Origin of the sequence: Endozoicomonas sp. 8E, from assembly GCF_032883915.1 — a bacterium.
Taxonomy (GTDB): domain Bacteria; phylum Pseudomonadota; class Gammaproteobacteria; order Pseudomonadales; family Endozoicomonadaceae; genus Endozoicomonas_A.
Map to the genome: position 1 here is coordinate 2,498,748 of NZ_CP120717.1, position 20,905 is coordinate 2,519,652.

Sequence of the window (20,905 nt, forward strand, 5' to 3'; positions counted from 1 at the left end):
CAGCCTTTACCATGCGCTTGCAGTTAAAAGATACAATGAAATCAGAAAAGCTAATGCTGGCTTGCCAGTAGAGGGTATGGCCTCACTTACAAGATACTCAAGGTCACCCTCAATTGCTATAGTCACGGTCAGGGTCGATTTCAATACCTGCACGCTTTCTCGTTCCGGGAGGGCTTCAAAGATATAAACCTCACCTTTATTGTATTTTGGTTTTAAAATAACTAAATGTTGGTCCCCATTCTGACATGGCCAGCTCTTGATGTATTCACCTTCATCACCCAGCCGGTAAATGACACTGTTAGTTTCGCACAGCGCAACGATTGGAAACCCTGATGTACTGTGAATATACAGATTCTGACTCTCGTTATAGCGAACATTCCAAACGAGTTCAAAAGGTTGTTTAATTGAATGGCCATGCGTCGTTGGAACGGTTGTTGGATAAGTTGTTACTTCAGAAGAATTCCCTGTCTCAGTGTAATTCGCTGTTTCAGTATAATTGCTTGTCTTAAAATAAGTTGTTGGTTCAGCATAAGCCGTTGTTTCAGGTTTTTTATAACTGCATTCGGGGCTGTAGGGGTCACAGATATATACTGCAAGGCGCATATTATGAGATCGGCAATAACCACCTTCAAGGTTATCGAGTGAAGATTTGGTACCATCTGCTGTGGATATAAAATAGTAGAAATGATCCTCTTCATAGGCTGGCATCTCTTTGTAGGAAACGAGTTCTTTAAATTCCGCTGTGTACGCTTTTAGCCCAGCAGGGTCATTGCATTTGATCAAAAGTCTGCTTGTAGACTTAGTTATATTCACTTTACATTGTTCATACTCAGCTTTATCGACTTGCCACAGGTTGACATACATATTATCACGATTTTTAGCGCTCCACCTGGGCGTTGCATAAGTGTTAATATTATCACAAACAAAAAACTGAATTGATCCAAGCCTCATGGATAAGGTTTTATTCACGTTTTTTGAAAATTCATCAACACTCCAAATTATTGAAGGCCTGAAAGTCGCTGTTTGAGCTTCAACCAGGTGGGGGAGTATGGCGAGCCCGAATAAGGTCACTAAAATGCATTTTCTCCATGGCACGGGCAAAGACAGACGGGTCATAACCGGAACCTGGCCTTTTTTGAATACACCGGACTGTATAGCATTACATCAGCTTGTGCGCCATGGTAAATAAATGAATACTGACGAAAGAAGCTTATACGATCAAAGTCATCTATTGCGCTCCATTTTTGTTTGGTGGCTGTATTTGGATTGGCTTGAGCTGACAATCATTATCCAGGTGATCCTGAAATAACTGCCCTGCAAGAATTCATGCCAAAGTATGATCCGTATTTTAAAATTCTGAGCAATGAGTAAAAAGTGTCACAAAACCTTCTTTTTCTCGTCACCTCCAAGAAATATTTCCAGCCCAATATACTCACCCGCAGTTAATAAAAAAAAACAGCCATGAGCGTCTTGCAGCCATGCTCCGAAGTCTGGGGAGGTGGTAAGGCCTGTCAAGGTTGCAAATGATAAAAAATGCCGACAGACCGCTCTTTAGAGCAAATTAATAAATACTAAAACACAGTAAAAATGGAGTTTTTTAATGAAACTTAAACCTGTTTCTCTGGCAGTAGCCGCTGTTGCTGCAGGTCTGACCCTGTCTGCTGCCCATGCTGGTGTTGTTAAGACGGAAGGTGAAGATATTATCGTCAGCACCAAGAACGGTGGTCTTCAGCTGAAAACAGATGACGGCGCTTTTTCCTTTAAGGTAAGTGGCAAGCTGCAGTGGGACTATGCAAGCCTTGATGATCTTTATGTCGCAGCCACTGGTAATGACGCTGAAGCCCGCAAAGGCTATATTCGCCGTGCCGAGATTGGTTTTAGTGGTAAGGCTTACACTGACTGGAAATACAAGCTCAAGCTGAAAACCAACAGCGACGACTCAATCGAACTGGATGATGCCAAGATCACTTATGTTGGCTTCAAACCGGTAGAAGTGACTCTGGGTCGCTGGGGTCGTGATTACGGACTGGAAAATACCGTGAGCTCTTCCTGGATCATGGCGATCGAGCGGCCAATGATCTACGACTTACTGCAGGGCGATGAAGGTAATGACTACGGCATTCAGGTAGCGACCGGTGGTGATAACTATACCGCAGTGTTTGGTATTCACCATGATGGCCAGGCTGAAGAAGATAAGCCGGAAGTAGAACGGACTGCCAGCTATATCGTGCGTGCTACCTATGCTCCCATCATGAATGATGACATGCTGCTTCATCTGGGTCTGAACTATTACAACAAGAATCCGGATGGTGGTTCTGATGTTGAGTTAGAGTCCTCCTTAGGCGTTAAAAAAGGTGAAGATCGGACTGTAACCGTCACAAACGTTGATAAAGATTCTGAATATGTTCTGGAATTAGCGGGTCAGTTCCAATCACTCCAGCTTCAGGGTGAGTACGCAGTTAGAGACTTGAAGTCTAAAGACGCTAACAGCGACGCAAAAGTCTCGGGCTACTACGGGCAGATTTCTTACATGCTGGACGGTGGCAAGCGTACTTATAAAGAAGGTGCTTTTGGTAAGCCAACCGGTGGTCAGTGGGAAGTGTTCGCACGTTACACTCAGGCGACTATCGACCAGGATAATGTGAGTGATGATCTTGAACTGAAAACCACTACTCTGGGCGTGAACTACTTTGCGACCAAGAATATCCGCGCCAGCCTGAACTATGTTCAAGGCAAAACCAATGAAAACATAGAGAATGATAAGGGAAGCGCTATTGTATCCCGCCTGCAATACGTGTTCTGATCCCCTTTCAGTTCCTTAGTGTGTGAGTCTGGCCCTGCTTTTGCGGGGCCTTTTTGGCTAAACCAAAACGTTCAGCAGCCGGTTCTCCGGGGGCGATGTCTTCTCCGCATACAGAGTCATAATTGAGGCTCCGGAACCAGCCCGGACAGAGCTGTTCCGGATCATTTGTACTCCTTATCGATCACTGACCCAACGGTAATATACGCCTGTTGAGGGTGGTTGAGCCTGGTGGGGTACATCAGCCTGAGTTTGTGCTCTTTGATCAATGGTTGCAGGTATTTTTTGCGCAGAGATTCGCCACTTCGATTTAGCAGTTTTTCCAGTTCTTCCAGTTGTAATGTTCGCAGTGCACACAAGTTAAGGATGGCTTGGCGCACCTCTTCGCTGGGGGCTCGCTTTTTTGTAGCGACGGGTTCTGCCAGAGTCGAAAGCTGGTTCTCGAAAGGTCCGGACCTTTCGGGGCAAGGTCCGGACCTTTCGCCTTCAGACCAGGGTCTTTCCATCTCCATACCTTCGAAAATCCGTTCTAACATCGTATCTTCCGCCATAGCCTGGGCGGTGAAATAAATTGTTCCACGACCGCTACCATCTTGATATAGAAGCTTTTTGTCAACAAGAGAGGCAAGCAGGGCTGAGAGGTCTCGAGGGTGAATATCCAGAATCGACATCATTCTGGCATGATCCACTGTCTTTTCAATATGGGCAGTAATCAGGACAAGCTGCTCTTGCTTGCCTAATTTATCAAAAGCTGCTTCCCTCAGGGTTTCCCGAAGGTGTTGCAGTATATGATCGGGAATCAGACTCAAGGTATGCAGTTCAAGCAGTGTTTGCTCGTTGGGGTCTGTTTTTTGCTTCAGGAGCGGCTTGCGCCAGTGTTGGCTGTCCCAGATATCAAATATCTTGGGTAAGCCTGAGCCAGCATTTTCTCCCAGACCGACATAGCGGAACATGTCTTGCAGTGAACGATTCCGGCAGTCACTGATGCTGCCAGCAATGGCATCTTCAATGGCTACCCTCATGTCACCCGGGTTTCGGAATCCGAACATATCCCGGCGCTTGACCACCAGGACAGAAACCCGGCCGGTATAATCGGCGTGAATCAGGGTATTAACCAGAGCTTCCCGCAAGGCCTTGTGGACAGGAGTGTCATCCTGACGCTGATCACCTTCCAGAACAAAAGGAACCTTTAAGTCGGCCGTTAGCTTTCGAATCACCTTCTGGTAGAAATCGAATAAATTTCCAGACCAGCTGCCGTCGGGCACCAGCCTGTCAACCCAGCGTGTTTCCGTTTTCGCTTCCGGTCTTTCCTGATAGTCCACCATATAGTCGGGAAAGGCTTCTTTGATAGGACGATACTGTCCGAACATCAGCAGACCTGCACGGGTCAGGCCACTGTTGCCAGTTTCCCGATCTCTGCTCCAGGCCCCTATCTGATAGAGAAAGTCCTGAACATCTACTTTGTTCCATGGATGGTCGGGCTGGCGAGCACTGTACATATTCCGGTAAGCATTAAAGGTTTCAATATTGAGGTCATCAATGCCGTAGCCTTTAAGGATTTCGGCATCCCGGCTCTCCTCAACCTGCTCAGCCATCATCCGGCGAACCATCTCTTCACTCACCTGCATATCGCCACTGTTAAAGCGACGATAGGTGCCGATCATGGGGTTACCCTTGATGTAGACTGGCTTTTGCTTACGATTGGCGGGTGGAACATGAATGTGGATGAGAAACTTCCCCTCAATCTCCAAAACCTTGACCCAACGATCTTGAATAATACAAGTGCTGACTTTTTGTGGATTGTTCACGGTATCCCAAAACTCTTTTAGAACTTTCGGGGTGTCGGCAATACCTTCCAGAACAAATCGGTGACCCGATTTTTCTTTAAGGCCCAGAAAAATATCGCCGCCCTGGGTATTGGCAAAAGCACTGTAGGTTTCCCACATATCTTTCGGGATAGCACCTTTGCCATCCCGCCCCTGTGCCAGTTTGCACTCCACGTCCACACTTTCCCGCATGGCGGCAATATCTTCAAGCGTTTCGATAATCAGCATTCAAATTCCTGATGGCTGCCCATACCCGACAGTGGTTATGTTACCGCTTATGCAGCTTCTTGTAACAGGTAAACCATGATTTCATTATTTTCTTCTGAAAGCTCATCAATACCAACTCGATCAGAAGAGAATCAGGCTATCGGTTTTACGGAGAGAATGCTCCGTTTATTCCAGCAAACGATCGATGAACAGGGCTATTTCACGTCATTTTTTATAAAAAAATCAAAAAATGAATTAAAGTGGCCGAGAAATTTGACGAAATAGAATTTTAGACCTTAAATGAATTAATAAGAGTTTGCTTATTGCGATTCATATTATTTCAGGGCTGTTTATTACATTGCGTTGATGACAAGGAAAGTCGTTACAATGGATGCAGCAGATCAGGTATTGATCATAGAAGACTCTCAACAGCGCCGACATGATCTAAGTACCGTTATCGAATTTATGGGGTATCGTACCAGAGCGGTCAGTTCCGCCTACTGGGAAGATGCTATCAGCGAGTCCAGCAAAGAAGGATTCTGTGCGCTTTTTCTTGGCGATTTTCTCCAGGCAGAAAGCTCAATGCAGGGCATGATCGCTCGCATACAGAACTGGAGTGGCGGTGTCCCCGTCATTCGCATAGCCGAGCCCCTTCCGGAAAACCTCCAATCCTCACTCCGTAGACAGGTCATTGCCCGTATCGACTGGCCCTGCAATCGTTCGCAGTTACTCTCTTGCCTGCATTACGGTCAGGTGTATCGTGAACAATGGCGCCAACTTCACCAGACAGGTATGAATCAGCAAGTAGAGCTGTTCCGCGGGCTGGTGGGTAAAAGTGACAAAGTCCGCAAAGTTCGTGCTTCCATGGCACAGGTGGCTGACCGTGACGTCAATGTTATGGTGACCGGAGAGTCAGGAACAGGCAAAGAGCTGGTGGCCAGAAATCTGCACGACCACTCCCATCGTCGGGATATGCCTTTTGTGCCGGTAAACTGTGGCGCTATTCCTAATGAATTGCTGGAAAGTGAGCTGTTTGGCCATGAGAAAGGTTCTTTTACCGGTGCGGTCAGCTCAAGAAAAGGGCGGTTTGAACTGGCACAGGGTGGCACACTGTTTCTTGATGAAATTGGTGATATGCCGCTGCACATGCAGGTTAAATTGCTCAGGGTTTTGCAGGAGCGCACTATTGAAAGAGTGGGGGGGTCCGAGCAGATTCCTGTGGATGTCAGAATTATAGCGGCTACTCATAAAAACCTTGCTGAAATGATCGAGTCCGGCGAGTTCAGGGAAGACCTGTACTACCGGCTGAATGTATTCCCCATTGAAATGCCCGCGCTCAGGGATCGTCCGGAAGATATTCCGCTGATACTTAACGAGCTGGTCAGTGCAATGGAAAAACAGAGTCGTGGTTCTATTCGTCTGAGTTCCGCTGCCATTATGTCGCTATGCCGTCATGACTGGCCAGGTAACGTCAGGGAAATGTCCAATTTGCTGGAGAGACTGGCGATCATGTATCCCTACGGTGTCGTAGGTGTTCAGGATCTGCCACAGAATTTCCGTCATATGGAAGCTATTACTGATGATGACGGTGTTGCCGAGCTGTTCCCGGATAGTATTCAACCTGCTGGACCCGGAAAAGTCGATGATTTGGCGATTCTTCCCGTGGGCGGCCTGAATCTGAAGGAATTTTTGACACGGCTGGAAAAAAGCCTGATCCAGCAAGCCCTGAGTGACTGCAACAGCGTTGTCGCCAGAGCGGCTGACAAGCTTCAGATTCGCCGGACAACACTGGTTGAGAAAATGAGAAAGTATGGCCTTCATCGTTATGAAGAGACCATGCGCTAATCAGGTCTGTTCAAAAAAATGGCTGTCAGCGTGAGCTGATAGCCATTTTTTTTGCCTTAACTTTTCCTGTTGTTATACCAATCGAACTTTCTAACTCCTTATTGCGCTGAAGATTTGAGCCTTAATCCTGCGTTGGCGATCATCGCCATAGCTAAGGCTATGACTCCTCATGCCGCTTTTTCTTAAGGCTCAAATCTCTATGCTCATCACGGGATTTAGAAAGCACGATTGGTATTGCCAGGTTCGATTTTATGACGGCCTCGTCTGCTTTTGAGAAAAAGTAGACGAGGCCGTTTTTGTATTTTTAAAAGTCTGAAAACTATTACTTGGTCGCTGTCTTTCTTTTTATCTAAAAAAGTGAGTCGCTTTTATCAGCTATCAAAAAAGTAGGAAATTAAAATTTTTGACGTTTTTTATCTTTGTATGAAGTGTTTTTATCAAACCATGGAAACTAATTTTATTTTGTCGTTTTTTAAATATCTCAGTTTTGAAATTTATTTTGTCAATTAAGTAACACTTTTTATCTTGCTGGAAAATTTTATGCGACAGTAATTCGTCACTATAAAATGACACTGTCAAATAACTTTCTTTTTATTTTTCAATAAAACGACGTTTGATGTATTTTTTTGAGAGTGATTTTGACTCTGTCAAAAAAGTAACATGACGGAAATTCGACTGGTAAGAATAAATATCAATAAAAACAATGGGTTATAATCTTTCGTCTGGGGCGGGTCAAAATGATGTCGCGTCAGCTATATGACCGTGACTGAAAAACAGGCGTTTTAAAAAATTGGCACGGCTCTTGTTATTAATAAAGTACAGGCAGTAAAAAAGAAAAAACGTTTTTGATTCCAGATCTTATGCAGTAATCACTGAAAAGAAGCTGAAAGCCATGAACTCATCAACAAAACAGATTATTGCAGTTGCGGGGTGTAAGGGTGGAGTAGGTAAAACATTAGTTGCAGTTAATCTCGCACTGGCGCTTACAAACAACGGTAGACGTGTGGTTTTAATGGATGGAAACCTGGCTGTCCCCGATGTTGGAATAAGTCTTGGTCTCGAGAAGAAGCTGGATATGTCCCACTTCGATGCCAACGACTCTTTTTCCACTTTTATTCAGGATGGGCCCTCGGGTCTGAAGGTGTTGTCGCCAAGAGGAGAACCTATCTGGAGGGAGACCGTAGAAACCGGTCATGCTGTCCGAATGATAGAAAGCCTTGAGGCATTGGCTCCCACTCTTGATACCCTTGTCATCGATACCGCACCTGGATTAGCTCCGGACAATGTAGCTCTTATTCAGGCTGCGGGAGAAATTCTCATCGTCATTAATCAGGAAGTTGTGTCACTGCTGGATGCTGTGAGAATGATCCGTGTGCTTTACCGAATATACGGTGTTCGTCGTTTTGGAGTGATTGTGAACGCCGTTAATAACCGTCGGTATGGATCGAACCAGTTCGAAAGGTTGCAATCCTATCTGAATGATGAAGTAGAAATTATTCTCCGTTATCTGGGGGCGATTCCATTCGACAAGGCCGTCGCAGAATCACTCAACCGTCAGCAGGTACTTCTGCAGGTAAATCCGGATTGCCGGGCTTCGAAAGCCATTTTGCGTATTGCACATCAGATGATGGCGATACCAGTAACGCCGCCAAGAGGTCGTATCGAATTCTTCTTACCAACAAGAATAATGGAGAGGGTATAAGCATGGATGCTACAGCACAGGGAGTGCAGGTAACTCAAGCCAATCAGGAAAAGAGTCAGAAACTTATTCAGACCGAAATGGTTGAAACTCATAAGGCTCTGGTAAAAAGAATTGCGAACCACCTGGCCGCCAGGATGCCAGCCAGCGTTCAGATCGATGACCTGGTTCAATCAGGCATGATCGGTCTGCTGGAAGCAGCTTCAAAGTACGATGCCAGTAAAGGCGCAAGTTTCGAAACATTTGCGGGCATTCGTATCCGTGGAGCCATGCTGGATGAAATCCGAAAAGGTGACTGGGGGCCAAGATCGGTTTACAGAAACAGTCGTAAAGTGACTGAGGCGATTCAGAAGGTTGAAGCCCGCCTTGGCAGAGATGCCAGAGACTTTGAAGTGGCCCAGGAGCTGGAAGTCAATCTGGATGAGTTCTACACCATTCTCAGTGACCTTCGCGGTTGTCGACTGTTCAGTTTTGAAGAGCTGTTCGACAGCGAAGAGTCCAGAATGCAGGCTCGCTCTGGAGATAGAGGCCCATCGGCCGATATTCAGGAAGAGAAGTTCAAGTATGCCCTGGTAGAAGCTTTAGAGAAGTTGCCCGAGCGGGAAAAGCTGGTCCTGATGCTTTATTACGATGAGGAGATGAATCTCAAGGAAATTGGTAAGGTTCTGGGCGTCAGCGAGTCCAGGGTCAGCCAGATTCACTCCCAGGCAGCCGTCAGATTAAGAGCCAAGCTCCATCACTGGTTAGGTTAAACCACCAGTGTACCCGGGGGGACTCGTGGGTAGGGTCCCCAAGCTCTAAAGCAAGCATTATTTGTTTCTATCCAAGGTCAGTGCTTCTCCAAGCCCTGTGGCTGGAATGAATGATTTGTAGAGTAAACGGTATTTTTTCACTCTATATGCTCTCTGGCAGTGAGCAGCAAGCTTTTAGCTTCCTATTATTCCAAGTACGCAGGTCCTTACTCCATATACTTTTTTATTAAGTAGTTTTTATTAAGTAGTCTTATAACGGACCTGTATTAATATGAAATGGAATTCTTATCTTGCAGGGTGCTTTCTGGCCCTTACCTCCTGCTTCCTGTCTGCACAGGAAGCGCCAGTGAATATCAAGAACGTTGTTACCATTAACACTCATCAGGCCAAGCGCCTTCATGAGTTGGGGGCATTATTTATAGATGTGAGACCTTATCAACAGTGGGAGTGGGGGCATATTGACCGGTCTCAAAGTCTGGATTTAAGGGCGGGCTTCAGACAGCTGTTCAAGCCTGGCACTTTGGATAAAAAGACACCTATTGTCATCTACGGAAACAGCACATATCACATGAGGGGGGCGATAGCGAGCTACCTTGCCGCGCTCTGGGGTTACAAGAGAGTGTTCTTTTTCAGGGATGGCTACTTTTCCTGGTTGGCACTTGATTACCCGGTAACGCTTTATTCAGAGCTGGAAACGGAAGAAGTCATCAGTTGGAAGCCAGAAAAGCATAAGATAGATGATATGAGTGATTTGCAGACGTTCTCGGCCATGCTGATGGAATAAGTTATTTTAAGTTATAAAAAAAAGGCGTCATGTGACGCTTTTTTTATAACTTACAGAAACCCATGGAATGTGAGAGCCGGTTGATGTCTATAATTTTTTATTCAATATTGTGTCGAATATAACCAGGGGAGCGACACCCGCTTGTCTCCCTTCTTCATTTGCTTGAATCATTAAGCCGTAAACCCGTTCATTTCCAGCCACTTTAAACTCCCATAGTGGCATGCCATTATATCTAAAGCATTTGTAGCCTGTAGCGCCAGTTTCATGCGGCGCATAACGGCCTGTTTCATGAATGCTTTGCATTTTTTTAATGGCGTTATCGGAGATTGTGCTTTTGATTGCATCTGATGAAGGGTCAAAATAGGCATAAGCAACAATGTTTTTTGAACCCGTTTCTTTACTAGACGGGATAAAGCCTCTTTTGTAAATTGGCCTGATGCATTGGTGGTTTAACGGTATATCCTCTTTCCAGGGCCTCGCAGGAAACTCGTCTTTTGGCACAACGATATCCTTAATTTTTTTAGCTATTGCTCCAATACTTTGACTTTTTTTGAGACGCTTGTTTTTTTTGATTCGCGTTAAGTCATGATAGAATGATAAAGACGCATGTTCCCAGTTGTCGGGGTAAATAAACGTCAGCTTAGTGCTTGTATGGCTTGAAATCGCCGCGTCTTCTGCTCTGTCGCATTCATCCATAGATTTTTTGATGTCTACTGGCATCTTCTTTTTCTCGGTTCTGATTATTTTTTCTAACAGGCGACTAGTGTCTATTTTCTTTCTGTAGGTGAAGTAACGGGTTATTTTTTTCGGTAAAGGCATCAATGCAAGTGTAGAACCTAACATGCACAGAAGGTAAAATGTATAGGAAGCTACAGACACTAAATTAAAAAACTTCATAGTAAAGCTGTTGTTGTTTGCTTCTCTCCTGGCTCTGACTCTTTCAGCAAGCTCCCTGGCTTCAGTCCGCTTGTGCTCGTTGAGGCATGCTTGACGATCCTTTATGCATTGTTGGAACATTTTTTTTATTTCTACAGGGCTAAGAATGGCTTGAGATTTTCTAATCTGGGAATTAATGTATTTTCTGTGCTGCAGAATATCTTCTTTTTTGTGATCACTATTAACTTTTAGTGCAGTTGATGTCTGTCTTTCTAAATCATCAAATTTACTTTTTAATGATTGTAATAAGCTCACAAATACAGCATTGCGTCCTTTTATTAAGTGGTCCAGTTCTTCAGCATAGGCTTTGTAATCTCCCGATTCCTTCTGATACATGAAGATTTCTTTTAATGCCGTATCATAGCTATCGAGTTCATCAAACAGATTTCTCATACAGCGGTTTAGAGGAAAGAACTCATACTTCTTTAGAACAGTGAGTTGTTTCTCATCAAAAACAAGCATTCCGAAATCATTGTTGTTTATATGGATGTAGATGTTAGTCTGTTGCAGAATCTTTTTTAACTGTAATGTCTTGGACTCCAAACGAACAAGGTCTTTATATTTTTTCATTACAGGAACCGATTCAGGGTTCTGAATACCAAGCACTATGCCAGTCTCATCTGATTTTTTATAAACTCCGGTCATTCTATTCTCTGGACCGATCTGCTCCATCAGACTTGGTTTGTGACAGAATTGAGACTTACTTTCTCTTTTAGGCGTTGATCTTTTTTTGAGAATTATTTCTTTGGGGGCTGAGCACTCATCTGCCTGGCACTCTGTCTGCGCATCATCTTTTCGGCCTGTTTTCTCTAATTTTGTGACCCACTCTGGAAAGCCAGCTTTTGGGCAAGTGCTGAGTTCAGCTTTTGCCGGGGAAGCCACGCTGCAAATGTTACTTTTTCCATTGCTTTGTGCATACACAGACTGAACGCCTGAAAAAAGACCAAGAACAAAAACGAAGCGCTCTGTTATCGACATATCAGAAAAATTTTTACCACGGATTGCAGTCGTTTGTTTCTTTCTGGTTTCTTGGGGAAGGGTGTTTTTTCTTACTTCCCGTCGAGCCCATTGTTTTTTCTTACCCAGTTTTGTGGATTGTTCTGGTACAGAGCCAGATCGTCCATGGATTAAGGTGCTGTGACTGGAAACAGGGAGTGACATCGTAATTCTCCTTAATGTGTCTATGTCGGGTCTGGCCAAACAAGAAAGTTTTGACTGATGAAGATATAGACTGGCTTATTCCAGTAAAGTTCCTTTGTTTGATTCTTTTTTTAATGAGTGATCCTGAACGTCAGTTCATGAAAAACAGAGGCTATCTATCTGCCTAATCTGCAACGATAATCAAACGATTACCTGTTTTTCGTTTTCATGAGGACAGACTCCAGTATTTCCCTGCCGGAACTCCGGAGCCTGTGTGAGGACAGTACCAGTGGCGGAGCTACTCCCAACCTGGCACACCGGTCATGTCAGGCAGCTTATGGGCAATACCCTTGTGACACTGAATGCAGGTTTCACCGTTTTTCTCGGCAGCGGTATGGTTTTTGACCGCTAAAAGTGATTGTTCAGACAGTTCCATAGATTGCTGGGTATGGCAGTTTCGACACTCCTGAGAATCGTTGGCTTTCATGCGTGCCCATTCCCGTTCAGCCATTGTCTTTCGATGAGCTTCAAACTTCTCCGGGGTGTCTACCTTGCCCGTTAAGTGAGCAAAGACTTCTCTGCTGGCCTGCACCTTGCGGATCATTTTCGGTAAAAATTCTTTGGGCAGGTGGCAGCTGGCGCAGTCAGCCTGAACTCCGGAGGCATTGCTGAAGTGAACACTCTGCTGGTATTCCGGTACCACATCATTGGTATGGCAGCTGGAACAGAATTCCAGGGTGCTGGTGTATTCCATCGTCGCATTATAAGTGCCATGCAGGACCAGGGCACCAATAAAGCCAATCACCAGTAAGAGGCCGGCAGAGAGTTTGGCACTGGGTCGGCGCAGAAACTGCCAGAAGGCTTTAAAAAGGATTAGTACCTTGTTTTTCATCGTTTCTTCCTTAAATCACTGTTTTTTCAGAGATTCAACAGGTTCGAAGGTGTTTTTCTTCAAAGGCCTGGCATCTTTCTGCGGAACATGACAGGTCAGGCAGAAATAGCGGTTGGGAGCCACATCGGCGAGCTGCTCACCCTCACGGTTTTTATAATGGGAAACGGCGATCCTGGTAGCGCCCCATTTATCCGCATTTTTCATGCTGTGGCAGCGCAGGCAGCTATTGGCATTCTTGTCGACCTGATAGCGATCAACAGAGTGAGGAATCAGGGGGGGCATATCCACAAAATCACGTCCCATGGCAGGGCCTTGATAGTCCTGCTTCATGTATTCAGCCTCTGGCTCGACACTGACTTCCTGTTTTCTGAGTGACTCCAGTCCACCCATTTCGTTGCTGTTGACCCTTTCTGCCAGGGTGGGCAGGCTGATGGTCAATGCCAATAAGGCACTTATTAATTTGTTCATGGGTTTGTATCCCGTTTTTAAGCAATGCAGTGACACTTTCTGCTTCCCGTTCTCAGACTTTGGAAACCCTTACAGCGGTTTTCTTGAAGTCGGTCTCTTTTGAGAGTGGATCGGTAGCGTCCAGGACCAGCTTGTTGGTCAGCTGGCTGGCATCAAAGAACGGCATAAAGGTCAGTCCCTTCGGCGGACGGTTACGACCCTTGGTTTCAACCCGGGTTCGCACTTCGCCATAACGGGAAGTCACTTTGATCTCATCACCTCGACGCAGTCCCCTTTCTGCAGCATCGTCAGGATGCATAAACAGCTGGGCATCAGGGTAAGCACGGTAGAGTTCGGGAACCCGACGGGTCATTGAGCCAGAGTGCCAATGCTCAAGAACACGACCGGTGGACAACCAAAGGTCGAACTCTTGGTCCGGAGCGTCATGGGGCGGTTCGTAGGGCAGGGCAAAAATCCAGGCTTTGCCATCGGGCTTGCCATAGAAGTCGAAGTCACTGCCCGCTTTGGCATAAGGGTCAGAGCCTTCCCTGAAGCGCCAGCGGGTTTCCTGACCATCCACCACAGGCCAGCGCAAGCCGCGCTCCTGGTGATAACGCTCAAAGTCCGCCAGATCGTGTGCTTTGCCACGACCGAAAGTGGCGTATTCTTCAAACAGACCCTTCTGGACATAAAAACCCAAAGCACGAGCATCGTCGTTCAATCGGTCTTCAGGAATCTCATCCAGTTTGAACCGGTCAACCTGTCCGTTGGCATACAGAACATCAAACAGGGTCTTGCCACGATATTCAGGGTGATTCAACAGCAGAGCATCTGACCAGACTTCCTCAACCTTGAAACGCCTGGAGAATTCCATCAGCTGCCACAGGTCGGATTTGGCTTCGGCAGGAGCTTTTACCTGCTGATACCAGAACTGGGTACGACGTTCTGCGTTTCCGTAAGCACCTTCTTTCTCCACCCACATGGCGGTTGGAAGAATCAGATCGGCAATCTGTCCGGTCAGGGTTGGGTAAGGGTCAGAAACCACGATGAAATTGTCAGGATTTCTGTAACCGGGCAGTGTTTCATGGTTCAGGTTCGGGGCTGTCTGGGCGTTGTTGTTACACATGACCCAGTAAGCATTGAGTTTGCCGTCTTTGAGCATCCGGTTTTGCAATACGGCGTGGAAACCCGGTTTGGCAGGAAGGGTTCCTTCAGGCAGTTTCCAGATTTTTTCGGCATAGTCTCTATGGGCTTTGTTAGCTACAACCATGTCAGCGGGCAGACGGTGAGCAAAAGTACCGACTTCTCTGGCGGTACCACAGGCAGATGGCTGACCGGTCAGGGAGAATGGACTGTTACCCGGCTGGGAAATCTTTCCGGTCAGCAGGTGCAGGTTGTAGATAATGTTGTTCATCCAGACACCACGGGTATGCTGGTTTACACCCATGGTCCAGAGGGACATCACTCTGGTGTCGGGATCAGCATAGAGTTTCGCCAGCTCTTCCAGTTGTGCTTCGCTAACGCCAGACAGTTTTGAGACTTTTTCAGCCGTGTATTCGCTGACAAACTCTGCAAAGCCATCAAAGTCGAGAGGTGTTGCGCCACCATTTCCCGGGTTTTTGGCTTTCTTTTCCAGCTCGTGATCCGGGCGCAGGCCATAGCCAATATCCGTTACACCTTTGCGGAAAACAGTATGCTTCCTGACGAAGTCCTGGTTGACCTTGCCATTCTGGATGATGTAGTTGGCGATATAGTTACCAATAGCCAGGTCAGACTGAGGAGTGAAGATGATAGGTTGATCGGCCAATTCAAAGGAGCGGTGTTTAAAGGTAGACATCACCGCGACTTTTACGTGGGGGTTAGACAGACGACGGTCAGCCAGTCTTGACCAGAGTACCGGGTGCATCTCGGCCATGTTGGAGCCCCAGAGTACAAAAGCATCGGCATGTTCAAAGTCGTCATAACAACCCATGGGCTCGTCAATACCAAAAGTACGCATAAAACCCACAACTGCAGAAGCCATGCAGTGCCGTGCATTGGGGTCAATGTGATTCGAGCGGAAGCCGGCTTTCATCAACTTGGAGGCAGCGTAACCTTCCCAGACAGTCCATTGACCAGAGCCGAACATACCCACGGGAGGCATATCATCGGAGTTACGGGTTTTGGCGATGGCAGCTTTCCATTTTTCCGCCATGATGTCGAAAGCCTGATCCCAGGAGATCGGGGTGAAATCGCCGTTCTTGTTGAACTTGCCGTCTTTCATTCTCAACAGCGGTGTTTCAAGACGATCGCTGCCGTACATGATTTTGGCCAGGAAGTAACCTTTGATGCAGTTTAAACCTCTGTTGACAGGCGCTTCCGGGTCAGCCTGAGTCGCGACCACACGGCCGTGCTGTGTGCCTACCAGTACAGAGCAGCCAGTACCACAGAATCGGCAAGGCGCTTTGTCCCACCTGATCGCTGTCTCCTTGCTGCTGGTAATCAGGTTGGTTGCAACAGCGTTCATACTGACGCCCGCTGCTGCGGCAGTGGCGGCTATGGCACTGCTCTTGATAAAGTCACGGCGGCTTTGTTTCATGGTTCTTTTCCTGGGTCTTTCAATCTTTTCTCAGGGCTGTCTGGCGACCCTGAATAAGGAGTCTTTGTGCTTGTTATTCCTGGTGGGTGTACACCAGGGCAGTGGCAATGACGCCATCTACCTGACTGACTCGGGTTATGGTGTCGACCATGGTGCGTTCGCCGGGCTCTTCTTCAACGGTTACCACCATCTTTCCCGAAGGGTCGGTCATATGAACTTCAACCCCGGGCAGTGCTTGAAGACGCTCTTTTACTGCCACCATCCGGTCAGGATGGGTCTGAACCGAGAGTCCGGAAATGCTGTAGTGCAATGCTTCAGCCTCTTGTGGTGTCGGTATGGGCATTGGCGCTTTCTCTGGCTGTCATGGCGATCGCATCCACAGGGCATGAGGAAACACAGTCACCACAGGCGGTACATGGGTCTGGGTCAATGGCAGGCCCGGCTATTCCACCGGGTCGATATCGGAACTGGATAGCGGTGGGGTCACACACCTCTGAACAGGTACGACAATGTATTTGGTTCATGGCCAGACATTGATCGGAAATCAGGGGCTTCAGTTGCCATGGGGTCTCGCCATGTTTGTCGATTGCACCCGATGGACAGGTTTTTAAACAGGCACCACAGAAAGAGCATCCCGCTTTTCTGAAGTCAGCTTCCGGAAAACCTCCAGAACCTTGAATCAGTAGGCCTGTTTTACAAACGGCAAGGCACTGCCCGCATCGTGAGCAGAGATCTGTGAACAGCTCTTCCTGCAAACTCCAGGGGGGGCGAGCAGGTGGCTCGATGGGTTTGGTTCTTCTGGTCAACTGTGAGCGGCTGAAATGAGTTATCTTCTTCCCGGATGATGAAAAAAATTTTCCTGTCAATAACCCTCGACGATCAAGATCTATCTTCTGGCTCATGGCGTTGTGACCTTACTTGCATTGCGACTTTTCTGGCATGGAATCTGAGTTGAATTTCAGGCTCTTTCAGGCTTTGTTGAGGAGTATTTTAATGAGGATGAACGTTCAAAAAAGACCCTTCAGGGGCTTTGTGTGAGTTGGGGTAAGCCTGAAGTACCTCTAAGGTAGTAGTGGTTCTGCGAAGGTTTGATAAAGTCTTGGCTTGGCAATGCGGTGCGGATCTTTGTAGCCTCTGTTTTCAGCGGTAAGCGGGTCTTTAGGGGTACTCAATGTTGGTGTGGTTTGAGCTTCTTAGATGTCTCTGGCTACCAACGAAAAGAAAACCGGGATGGGTCTTTCTTCCTGGGTCGAATCAAGAATAAAGACCTGCCCCTAAATGCCTTTCGGCTCATCATTCTGTCAGTCAGTAGCTATTGTAAATATTGCACCTATGCTTAACGAAATTGAATGGGTGCGATTTACTGGATCCAAAGGTGGCAGAAATGCTGCTGTATATGTTTTTGCACATTGATCAATGTCAGGGTTTACTATTTTTTCCTGAATTCTGGTTTTTAAACCAAAAATATCATAAGGCCCAGCATTAAATACCGTTCGTTTAACCGGCCATGCACTCACTACATGTTCAGGCGGTATGCGTGTCGTGATGACTTCTTCAAAAGATTTGATAGAAGTGGTGTATAGCCCAGCTCCCGTCAGATCTGCAGCTGTTCTGCAAATGTCGATACCGGTATTGACATAACACTGATAAACATAGGTGCTGTCTTCCTCTCCAGGCTCAGGAATGAAAAGCTCAGGCGAGTCAGGCTCAGTCTGCGATGAAAACATTGGGAACCAGGTTGCGACTGCGACGTTGCGGCTAGTGCTGATGATCTTATTTTCTGAGTCGTTCACCAATTGGTAGCTACCAAAAAAGTCTGGTCCATGCGTTAGTTTATAGGGACTCAATTTTGTACTGAGCAGAGCTTCAAGGAAATCATTATCGTTAATAGAGTCTGAATCATCTGATTTTCGATTAAATCCCGTTTTGAAAATGGTTTCCGGAGGCCTCGAATCGCCCTTATATACCATTCCAATATGGGATGGAGTTTTCAGAGTAGGAGTAAACCTGAATTGACCCTCATGATGCCAGAATGGATTATGACTGAAAAATACATTTTCAGATTCTGGCAGGTAGGTTTTTCCTGGATATGCAGCAACCTCCCGGGCAAAGGCTTTGACTGTTTCAGTTGTTGCAGTTTGCCAGTCTGCAGGGGAGCTGAGTGGGTTGGTCTTAATTGTTTCACTGATGTGCATGGTTACACCTCCATTGGTCAATGAATACTGGTAGAACTGGATTTTCAGATTGCTCTTTCATCAGATGGAGTGTGAGATAGCATAACTAGCAAAATTCCAGAGGTTAATTGCATGTGCCTCCGAGTGCATGTGCCTCCGAGTCTGATAATAGAGTTAAATTTATTACTTGTTTGATCGTGCAACTATAAAAAAGTTCCATTAATTTTCTTTTCAGAACCAGGTAACTCTCCTCCATGAGTATTTTGCTTTCAAACCTGCGGCAAGGCATTAGACTTCTGGCCGAATTTACTGTTCTTGTTGAACATGCTTTCTTTCACTCTCAGCAGCGTTTTCAGGACGATCTCTGCTAAGGGCTGTTTTTGAAAGAAAGTAACTTTTGATTTTCTTATCGCAAAATCTAATAAAACTATACTAACGCACATCAAGATAGATGAAAGGGTGGTAACCATGAAGAAATATCAACCAATACTGCTTGTTGTTTACCTTGGTTTTATGAGTGCCAGTTATGCCGGATCACAACTGACCGAGACTGATTGTCACTATCTATACACTCCTCATGCCACAGATTGGGATTTTATACCCGCCAGTGATCCAACTACTGCCATCGGCGCTCAATGCATTCTTTTCGATTACGGTGGCAATTGTCCTGATGGCAGGCATCATCGCTGTTGTCTGGGTGTTGGTGGACTGAGCAAAGCTCCGGATACAGATTATTTAGGTGGTGTCAGTAGAATTGGCAAAGACTGGCTGCTGTATAAAGTTTACTCAACAAAAGCCGATCTCTTTCGGGCCGTCGATAGTGGTGAGATTAGAGAAGCCTATGAAAAATGCTTGCGTAATTAATGGCTGTGAGAGGATATCTGATAAGCACCTGTCTCAATTCCCGAAACTTTTTCCCACTCCTGCGGCAGTGGCGTCTGCGGCACTGCTTCTGATAAAGTCGTGACGACCTTGTGTCATGGCTCTCTTCCCGGGTCTAAATCTTTTCTCAGAGCTGTCTGACAGCTCTGAGTGTCGAGTCTTTATTTAAGGTGCATGTTGTTGAAGCCCATTCGTTTCAAGGCGCTGGCCGCTATTATCACCATCTGTTTTTTGGGGTTGCTCAGTGTTAGTGGTTCCTTGTGGTTTGCAGCGACGACAGAGAGTGATGCCGCTGCTATCAACCTTGCCGGATCATTGAGAATGCAGGCATGGCGTCTGGTAGATCGGGTCAATTCTGACAAGACCCGCCACAACGGATTGAACCAGTTAATCAGGACCTATGACAGCAGACTTGCCAGTCCTACTTTGAGGCATTTGGCTGACAGAACCGATATTATTGGCCGTCGTTATCAGGCTCTGGTCAGTGAATGGCACAGTGAGATGCGACCTTTATTGAGCGATAAAGCCGGATGGCGAGAGTTTGCGGATAAGGTTCCCGGTTTTGTTGATCGTTTGAACGATCTGGTGACCTCATTACAGTTGCATACCGAGCGAAAACTGCACTGGCTGGTGATCCTGGCGATTTTTTCGCTCTGTTCCATTCTGGCCATTGGGGCTGTGACGATAGGTTACATCCAATTGAACCTGATAAAGCCGGTTGAACAGCTCAGTTATGCGGCAAAGAAGGTCCGTCGTGGTAAGTTTGACCACCTGCGTCTCAATTATAAAAATGCCGATGAAATGGGGCAGCTGACAGAGACCTTCTCTGCCATGGCCGACAGCCTCTCGCTTCTTTATAGTGATCTTGAGGCTCAGGTATCAGGGAAGACCCGATCACTGGAGCAGTCAAACATGGCTTTGCAACTATTGTATGAATCTTCCCAAACATTGAGCATGAATCCCTACGATGAAGATCAACTGACGTTGTTGCTGGAACGCTGGAAGCGGCTGCTCGGACTTAAAAGGGCCTATGTCTGCCTGACTGGCAATGCGGGAAGCATGAAATTGCAGCGGATTTTTCCCCAGAGCGAGACTTTTAATGATGTCTGCAATACAGGTCAGTGTGAAGGCTGTATTCGAGAACCCTCATCGGACCTCCAGTTTTCACTGAGCCAGAATGATGAGGGTTATGGTTATCTGCAAATCTCTCTGCAAGATGGGCAGTCATTGACTGAAGAGAGCAGGCAGTGGTTGAGAACGTTTGGCGATATTGTTTCTGCCTCAATGTATCGCAGTGGCTACCAGACTCAGGAGAGGCAATTGCTTTTGCTGGAAGAGCGAGCCGTCATAGCCAGGGAGTTACATGATTCGCTGGCTCAGGCATTGTCTTACCAGAAAATTCAGGTTACTCGATTGAGGAAGGTTCTAAAGCGGATGGGAACGGAAGAATCGGTCGACTCAATTGTCGAAGAAATTCGTGAAGGCCTGAATAGTGCTTATCGCCAGCTCAGGGAGTTATTGAATACCTTCCGGCTCAATACGTCGTTTGGCAGTCTTGAAGGGGCACTGCAAGAGACGTTGAAAGAGTATGGTAAACGGGATGAGAGTGTGAAGTTTAACCTCGATTATCGTTTACGCTTCTGTCATCTTGATGCCCACCATCAGATTCATGTTTTACAGATTGTTCGGGAAGGGCTGGTCAATGTGATCCAGCATTCCGGGGCAAAAAAAGCAACGGTCGTCTGTGAACAGGTTTCGCCCGGGAAGGTTCAGGTATTGATAGACGATGATGGCTCCGGCTTCAGTGACGAGATCAATACCCCCGGCCACTACGGCACCACCATCATGCAGGAAAGGGCAGAGAGTCTCGGTGGCCAGCTTTATTTTGAAAGTTCCGGTTTTGGCGGGGCGCGGGTGCGTCTTGAGTTTTCATCGGTGTGAGA

General features: G+C 46.6%; 16 protein-coding genes. 7 read left to right on the forward strand and 9 right to left on the reverse strand.

Going from position 1 to position 20,905, the window contains the following annotated elements; all coding sequences use genetic code 11:
- Nucleotides 1-6 precede the first annotated feature (6 nt).
- Nucleotides 7-1,116, reverse strand: a complete 1,110-nt coding sequence (locus tag P6910_RS08370) for a hypothetical protein (protein ID WP_317145816.1) — start codon at nt 1,114-1,116, stop codon at nt 7-9.
- 484 nt (nt 1,117-1,600) lie between these two features.
- Between P6910_RS08370 and P6910_RS08375 the strand changes: the two genes are divergently transcribed.
- On the forward strand, nt 1,601-2,803 hold the full coding sequence (locus P6910_RS08375; RefSeq protein WP_317145817.1) for an OprO/OprP family phosphate-selective porin: 1,203 nt from the start codon (nt 1,601-1,603) through the stop codon (nt 2,801-2,803).
- 161 nt (nt 2,804-2,964) lie between these two features.
- On the opposite strand, the gene P6910_RS08380 is transcribed toward P6910_RS08375, so the two are convergent.
- Nucleotides 2,965-4,854, reverse strand: coding sequence for an RNA-binding domain-containing protein (locus P6910_RS08380; protein ID WP_317145818.1), 1,890 nt, complete (start codon nt 4,852-4,854; stop codon nt 2,965-2,967).
- Between the two features lie 366 nt (nt 4,855-5,220).
- Between P6910_RS08380 and P6910_RS08385 the strand changes: the two genes are divergently transcribed.
- From P6910_RS08385 to P6910_RS08400, 4 genes are all read left to right on the forward strand, one after another.
- Nucleotides 5,221-6,678, forward strand: coding sequence for a sigma-54 dependent transcriptional regulator (locus tag P6910_RS08385; protein ID WP_317145819.1), 1,458 nt, complete (start codon nt 5,221-5,223; stop codon nt 6,676-6,678).
- Nucleotides 6,679-7,570: 892 nt separating this feature from the next.
- Complete coding sequence (locus P6910_RS08390; protein WP_317145820.1) at nt 7,571-8,380, forward strand: MinD/ParA family protein; 810 nt, start codon at nt 7,571-7,573, stop codon at nt 8,378-8,380.
- A gap of 2 nt (nt 8,381-8,382) precedes the next feature.
- Complete coding sequence (locus P6910_RS08395; protein WP_317145821.1) at nt 8,383-9,129, forward strand: RNA polymerase sigma factor FliA; 747 nt, start codon at nt 8,383-8,385, stop codon at nt 9,127-9,129.
- Nucleotides 9,130-9,475: 346 nt separating this feature from the next.
- Complete coding sequence (locus P6910_RS08400) at nt 9,476-9,913, forward strand: rhodanese-like domain-containing protein (RefSeq protein ID WP_317145822.1); 438 nt, start codon at nt 9,476-9,478, stop codon at nt 9,911-9,913.
- Nucleotides 9,914-10,000: 87 nt separating this feature from the next.
- Here the strand turns inward: P6910_RS08400 and P6910_RS08405 are convergent, their stop codons facing one another.
- The 7 genes from P6910_RS08405 to P6910_RS08435 form a co-directional block, all read right to left on the reverse strand.
- A complete protein-coding gene (locus P6910_RS08405; protein ID WP_317145823.1) occupies nt 10,001-12,010 on the reverse strand; it encodes a hypothetical protein in 2,010 nt (669 codons plus the stop codon).
- A 277-nt stretch (nt 12,011-12,287) separates the two neighbouring features.
- Nucleotides 12,288-12,881 (reverse strand): NapC/NirT family cytochrome c, encoded by a 594-nt coding sequence (locus P6910_RS08410; RefSeq protein ID WP_317145824.1) that lies wholly within the window; start codon nt 12,879-12,881, stop codon nt 12,288-12,290.
- Nucleotides 12,882-12,896: 15 nt separating this feature from the next.
- The gene (locus tag P6910_RS08415) at nt 12,897-13,349 is read right to left on the reverse strand and encodes a nitrate reductase cytochrome c-type subunit (protein ID WP_317145825.1); all 453 of its coding nucleotides are present in this window, start codon (nt 13,347-13,349) and stop codon (nt 12,897-12,899) included.
- A 52-nt stretch (nt 13,350-13,401) separates the two neighbouring features.
- A complete protein-coding gene (gene napA / locus P6910_RS08420) occupies nt 13,402-15,906 on the reverse strand; it encodes a nitrate reductase catalytic subunit NapA (protein WP_317145826.1) in 2,505 nt (834 codons plus the stop codon).
- A gap of 73 nt (nt 15,907-15,979) precedes the next feature.
- Nucleotides 15,980-16,249, reverse strand: a complete 270-nt coding sequence (locus P6910_RS08425) for a chaperone NapD (RefSeq protein WP_317145827.1) — start codon at nt 16,247-16,249, stop codon at nt 15,980-15,982.
- The gene (gene napF / locus P6910_RS08430) at nt 16,221-16,808 is read right to left on the reverse strand and encodes a ferredoxin-type protein NapF (RefSeq protein ID WP_317145828.1); all 588 of its coding nucleotides are present in this window, start codon (nt 16,806-16,808) and stop codon (nt 16,221-16,223) included. The genes P6910_RS08425 and napF overlap by 29 nt, the downstream gene beginning before the upstream one ends.
- A gap of 399 nt (nt 16,809-17,207) precedes the next feature.
- Nucleotides 17,208-18,101: a hypothetical protein gene (locus P6910_RS08435; protein WP_317145829.1), complete on the reverse strand. Its 894-nt coding sequence runs from the start codon at nt 18,099-18,101 to the stop codon at nt 17,208-17,210.
- Nucleotides 18,102-18,548: 447 nt separating this feature from the next.
- Here P6910_RS08435 and P6910_RS08440 point away from each other — a divergent pair, with 447 nt between their 5' ends.
- Entirely contained in the window at nt 18,549-18,944 is a 396-nt protein-coding gene (locus P6910_RS08440; RefSeq protein WP_317145830.1) for a hypothetical protein, read from the forward strand.
- A 198-nt stretch (nt 18,945-19,142) separates the two neighbouring features.
- Entirely contained in the window at nt 19,143-20,903 is a 1,761-nt protein-coding gene (locus tag P6910_RS08445) for a histidine kinase (RefSeq protein WP_317145831.1), read from the forward strand.
- Nucleotides 20,904-20,905: the final 2 nt, after the last annotated feature.

Bases quoted from the DNA above. Each gene is read 5' to 3' on its own strand.
- P6910_RS08370 (WP_317145816.1), bottom strand. From the start codon at position 1,116: ATGACCCGTCTGTCTTTGCCCGTGCCATGGAGAAAATGCATTTTAGTG.
- P6910_RS08375 (WP_317145817.1), top strand. From the start codon at position 1,601: ATGAAACTTAAACCTGTTTCTCTGGCAGTAGCCGCTGTTGCTGCAGGT.
- P6910_RS08380 (WP_317145818.1), bottom strand. From the start codon at position 4,854: ATGCTGATTATCGAAACGCTTGAAGATATTGCCGCCATGCGGGAAAGT.
- P6910_RS08385 (WP_317145819.1), top strand. From the start codon at position 5,221: ATGGATGCAGCAGATCAGGTATTGATCATAGAAGACTCTCAACAGCGC.
- P6910_RS08390 (WP_317145820.1), top strand. From the start codon at position 7,571: ATGAACTCATCAACAAAACAGATTATTGCAGTTGCGGGGTGTAAGGGT.
- P6910_RS08395 (WP_317145821.1), top strand. From the start codon at position 8,383: ATGGATGCTACAGCACAGGGAGTGCAGGTAACTCAAGCCAATCAGGAA.
- P6910_RS08405 (WP_317145823.1), bottom strand. From the start codon at position 12,010: ATGTCACTCCCTGTTTCCAGTCACAGCACCTTAATCCATGGACGATCT.
- P6910_RS08410 (WP_317145824.1), bottom strand. From the start codon at position 12,881: ATGAAAAACAAGGTACTAATCCTTTTTAAAGCCTTCTGGCAGTTTCTG.
- P6910_RS08415 (WP_317145825.1), bottom strand. From the start codon at position 13,349: ATGAACAAATTAATAAGTGCCTTATTGGCATTGACCATCAGCCTGCCC.
- napA (WP_317145826.1), bottom strand. From the start codon at position 15,906: ATGAAACAAAGCCGCCGTGACTTTATCAAGAGCAGTGCCATAGCCGCC.
- P6910_RS08425 (WP_317145827.1), bottom strand. From the start codon at position 16,249: ATGCCCATACCGACACCACAAGAGGCTGAAGCATTGCACTACAGCATT.
- napF (WP_317145828.1), bottom strand. From the start codon at position 16,808: ATGAGCCAGAAGATAGATCTTGATCGTCGAGGGTTATTGACAGGAAAA.
- P6910_RS08435 (WP_317145829.1), bottom strand. From the start codon at position 18,101: ATGCACATCAGTGAAACAATTAAGACCAACCCACTCAGCTCCCCTGCA.
- P6910_RS08440 (WP_317145830.1), top strand. From the start codon at position 18,549: ATGAAGAAATATCAACCAATACTGCTTGTTGTTTACCTTGGTTTTATG.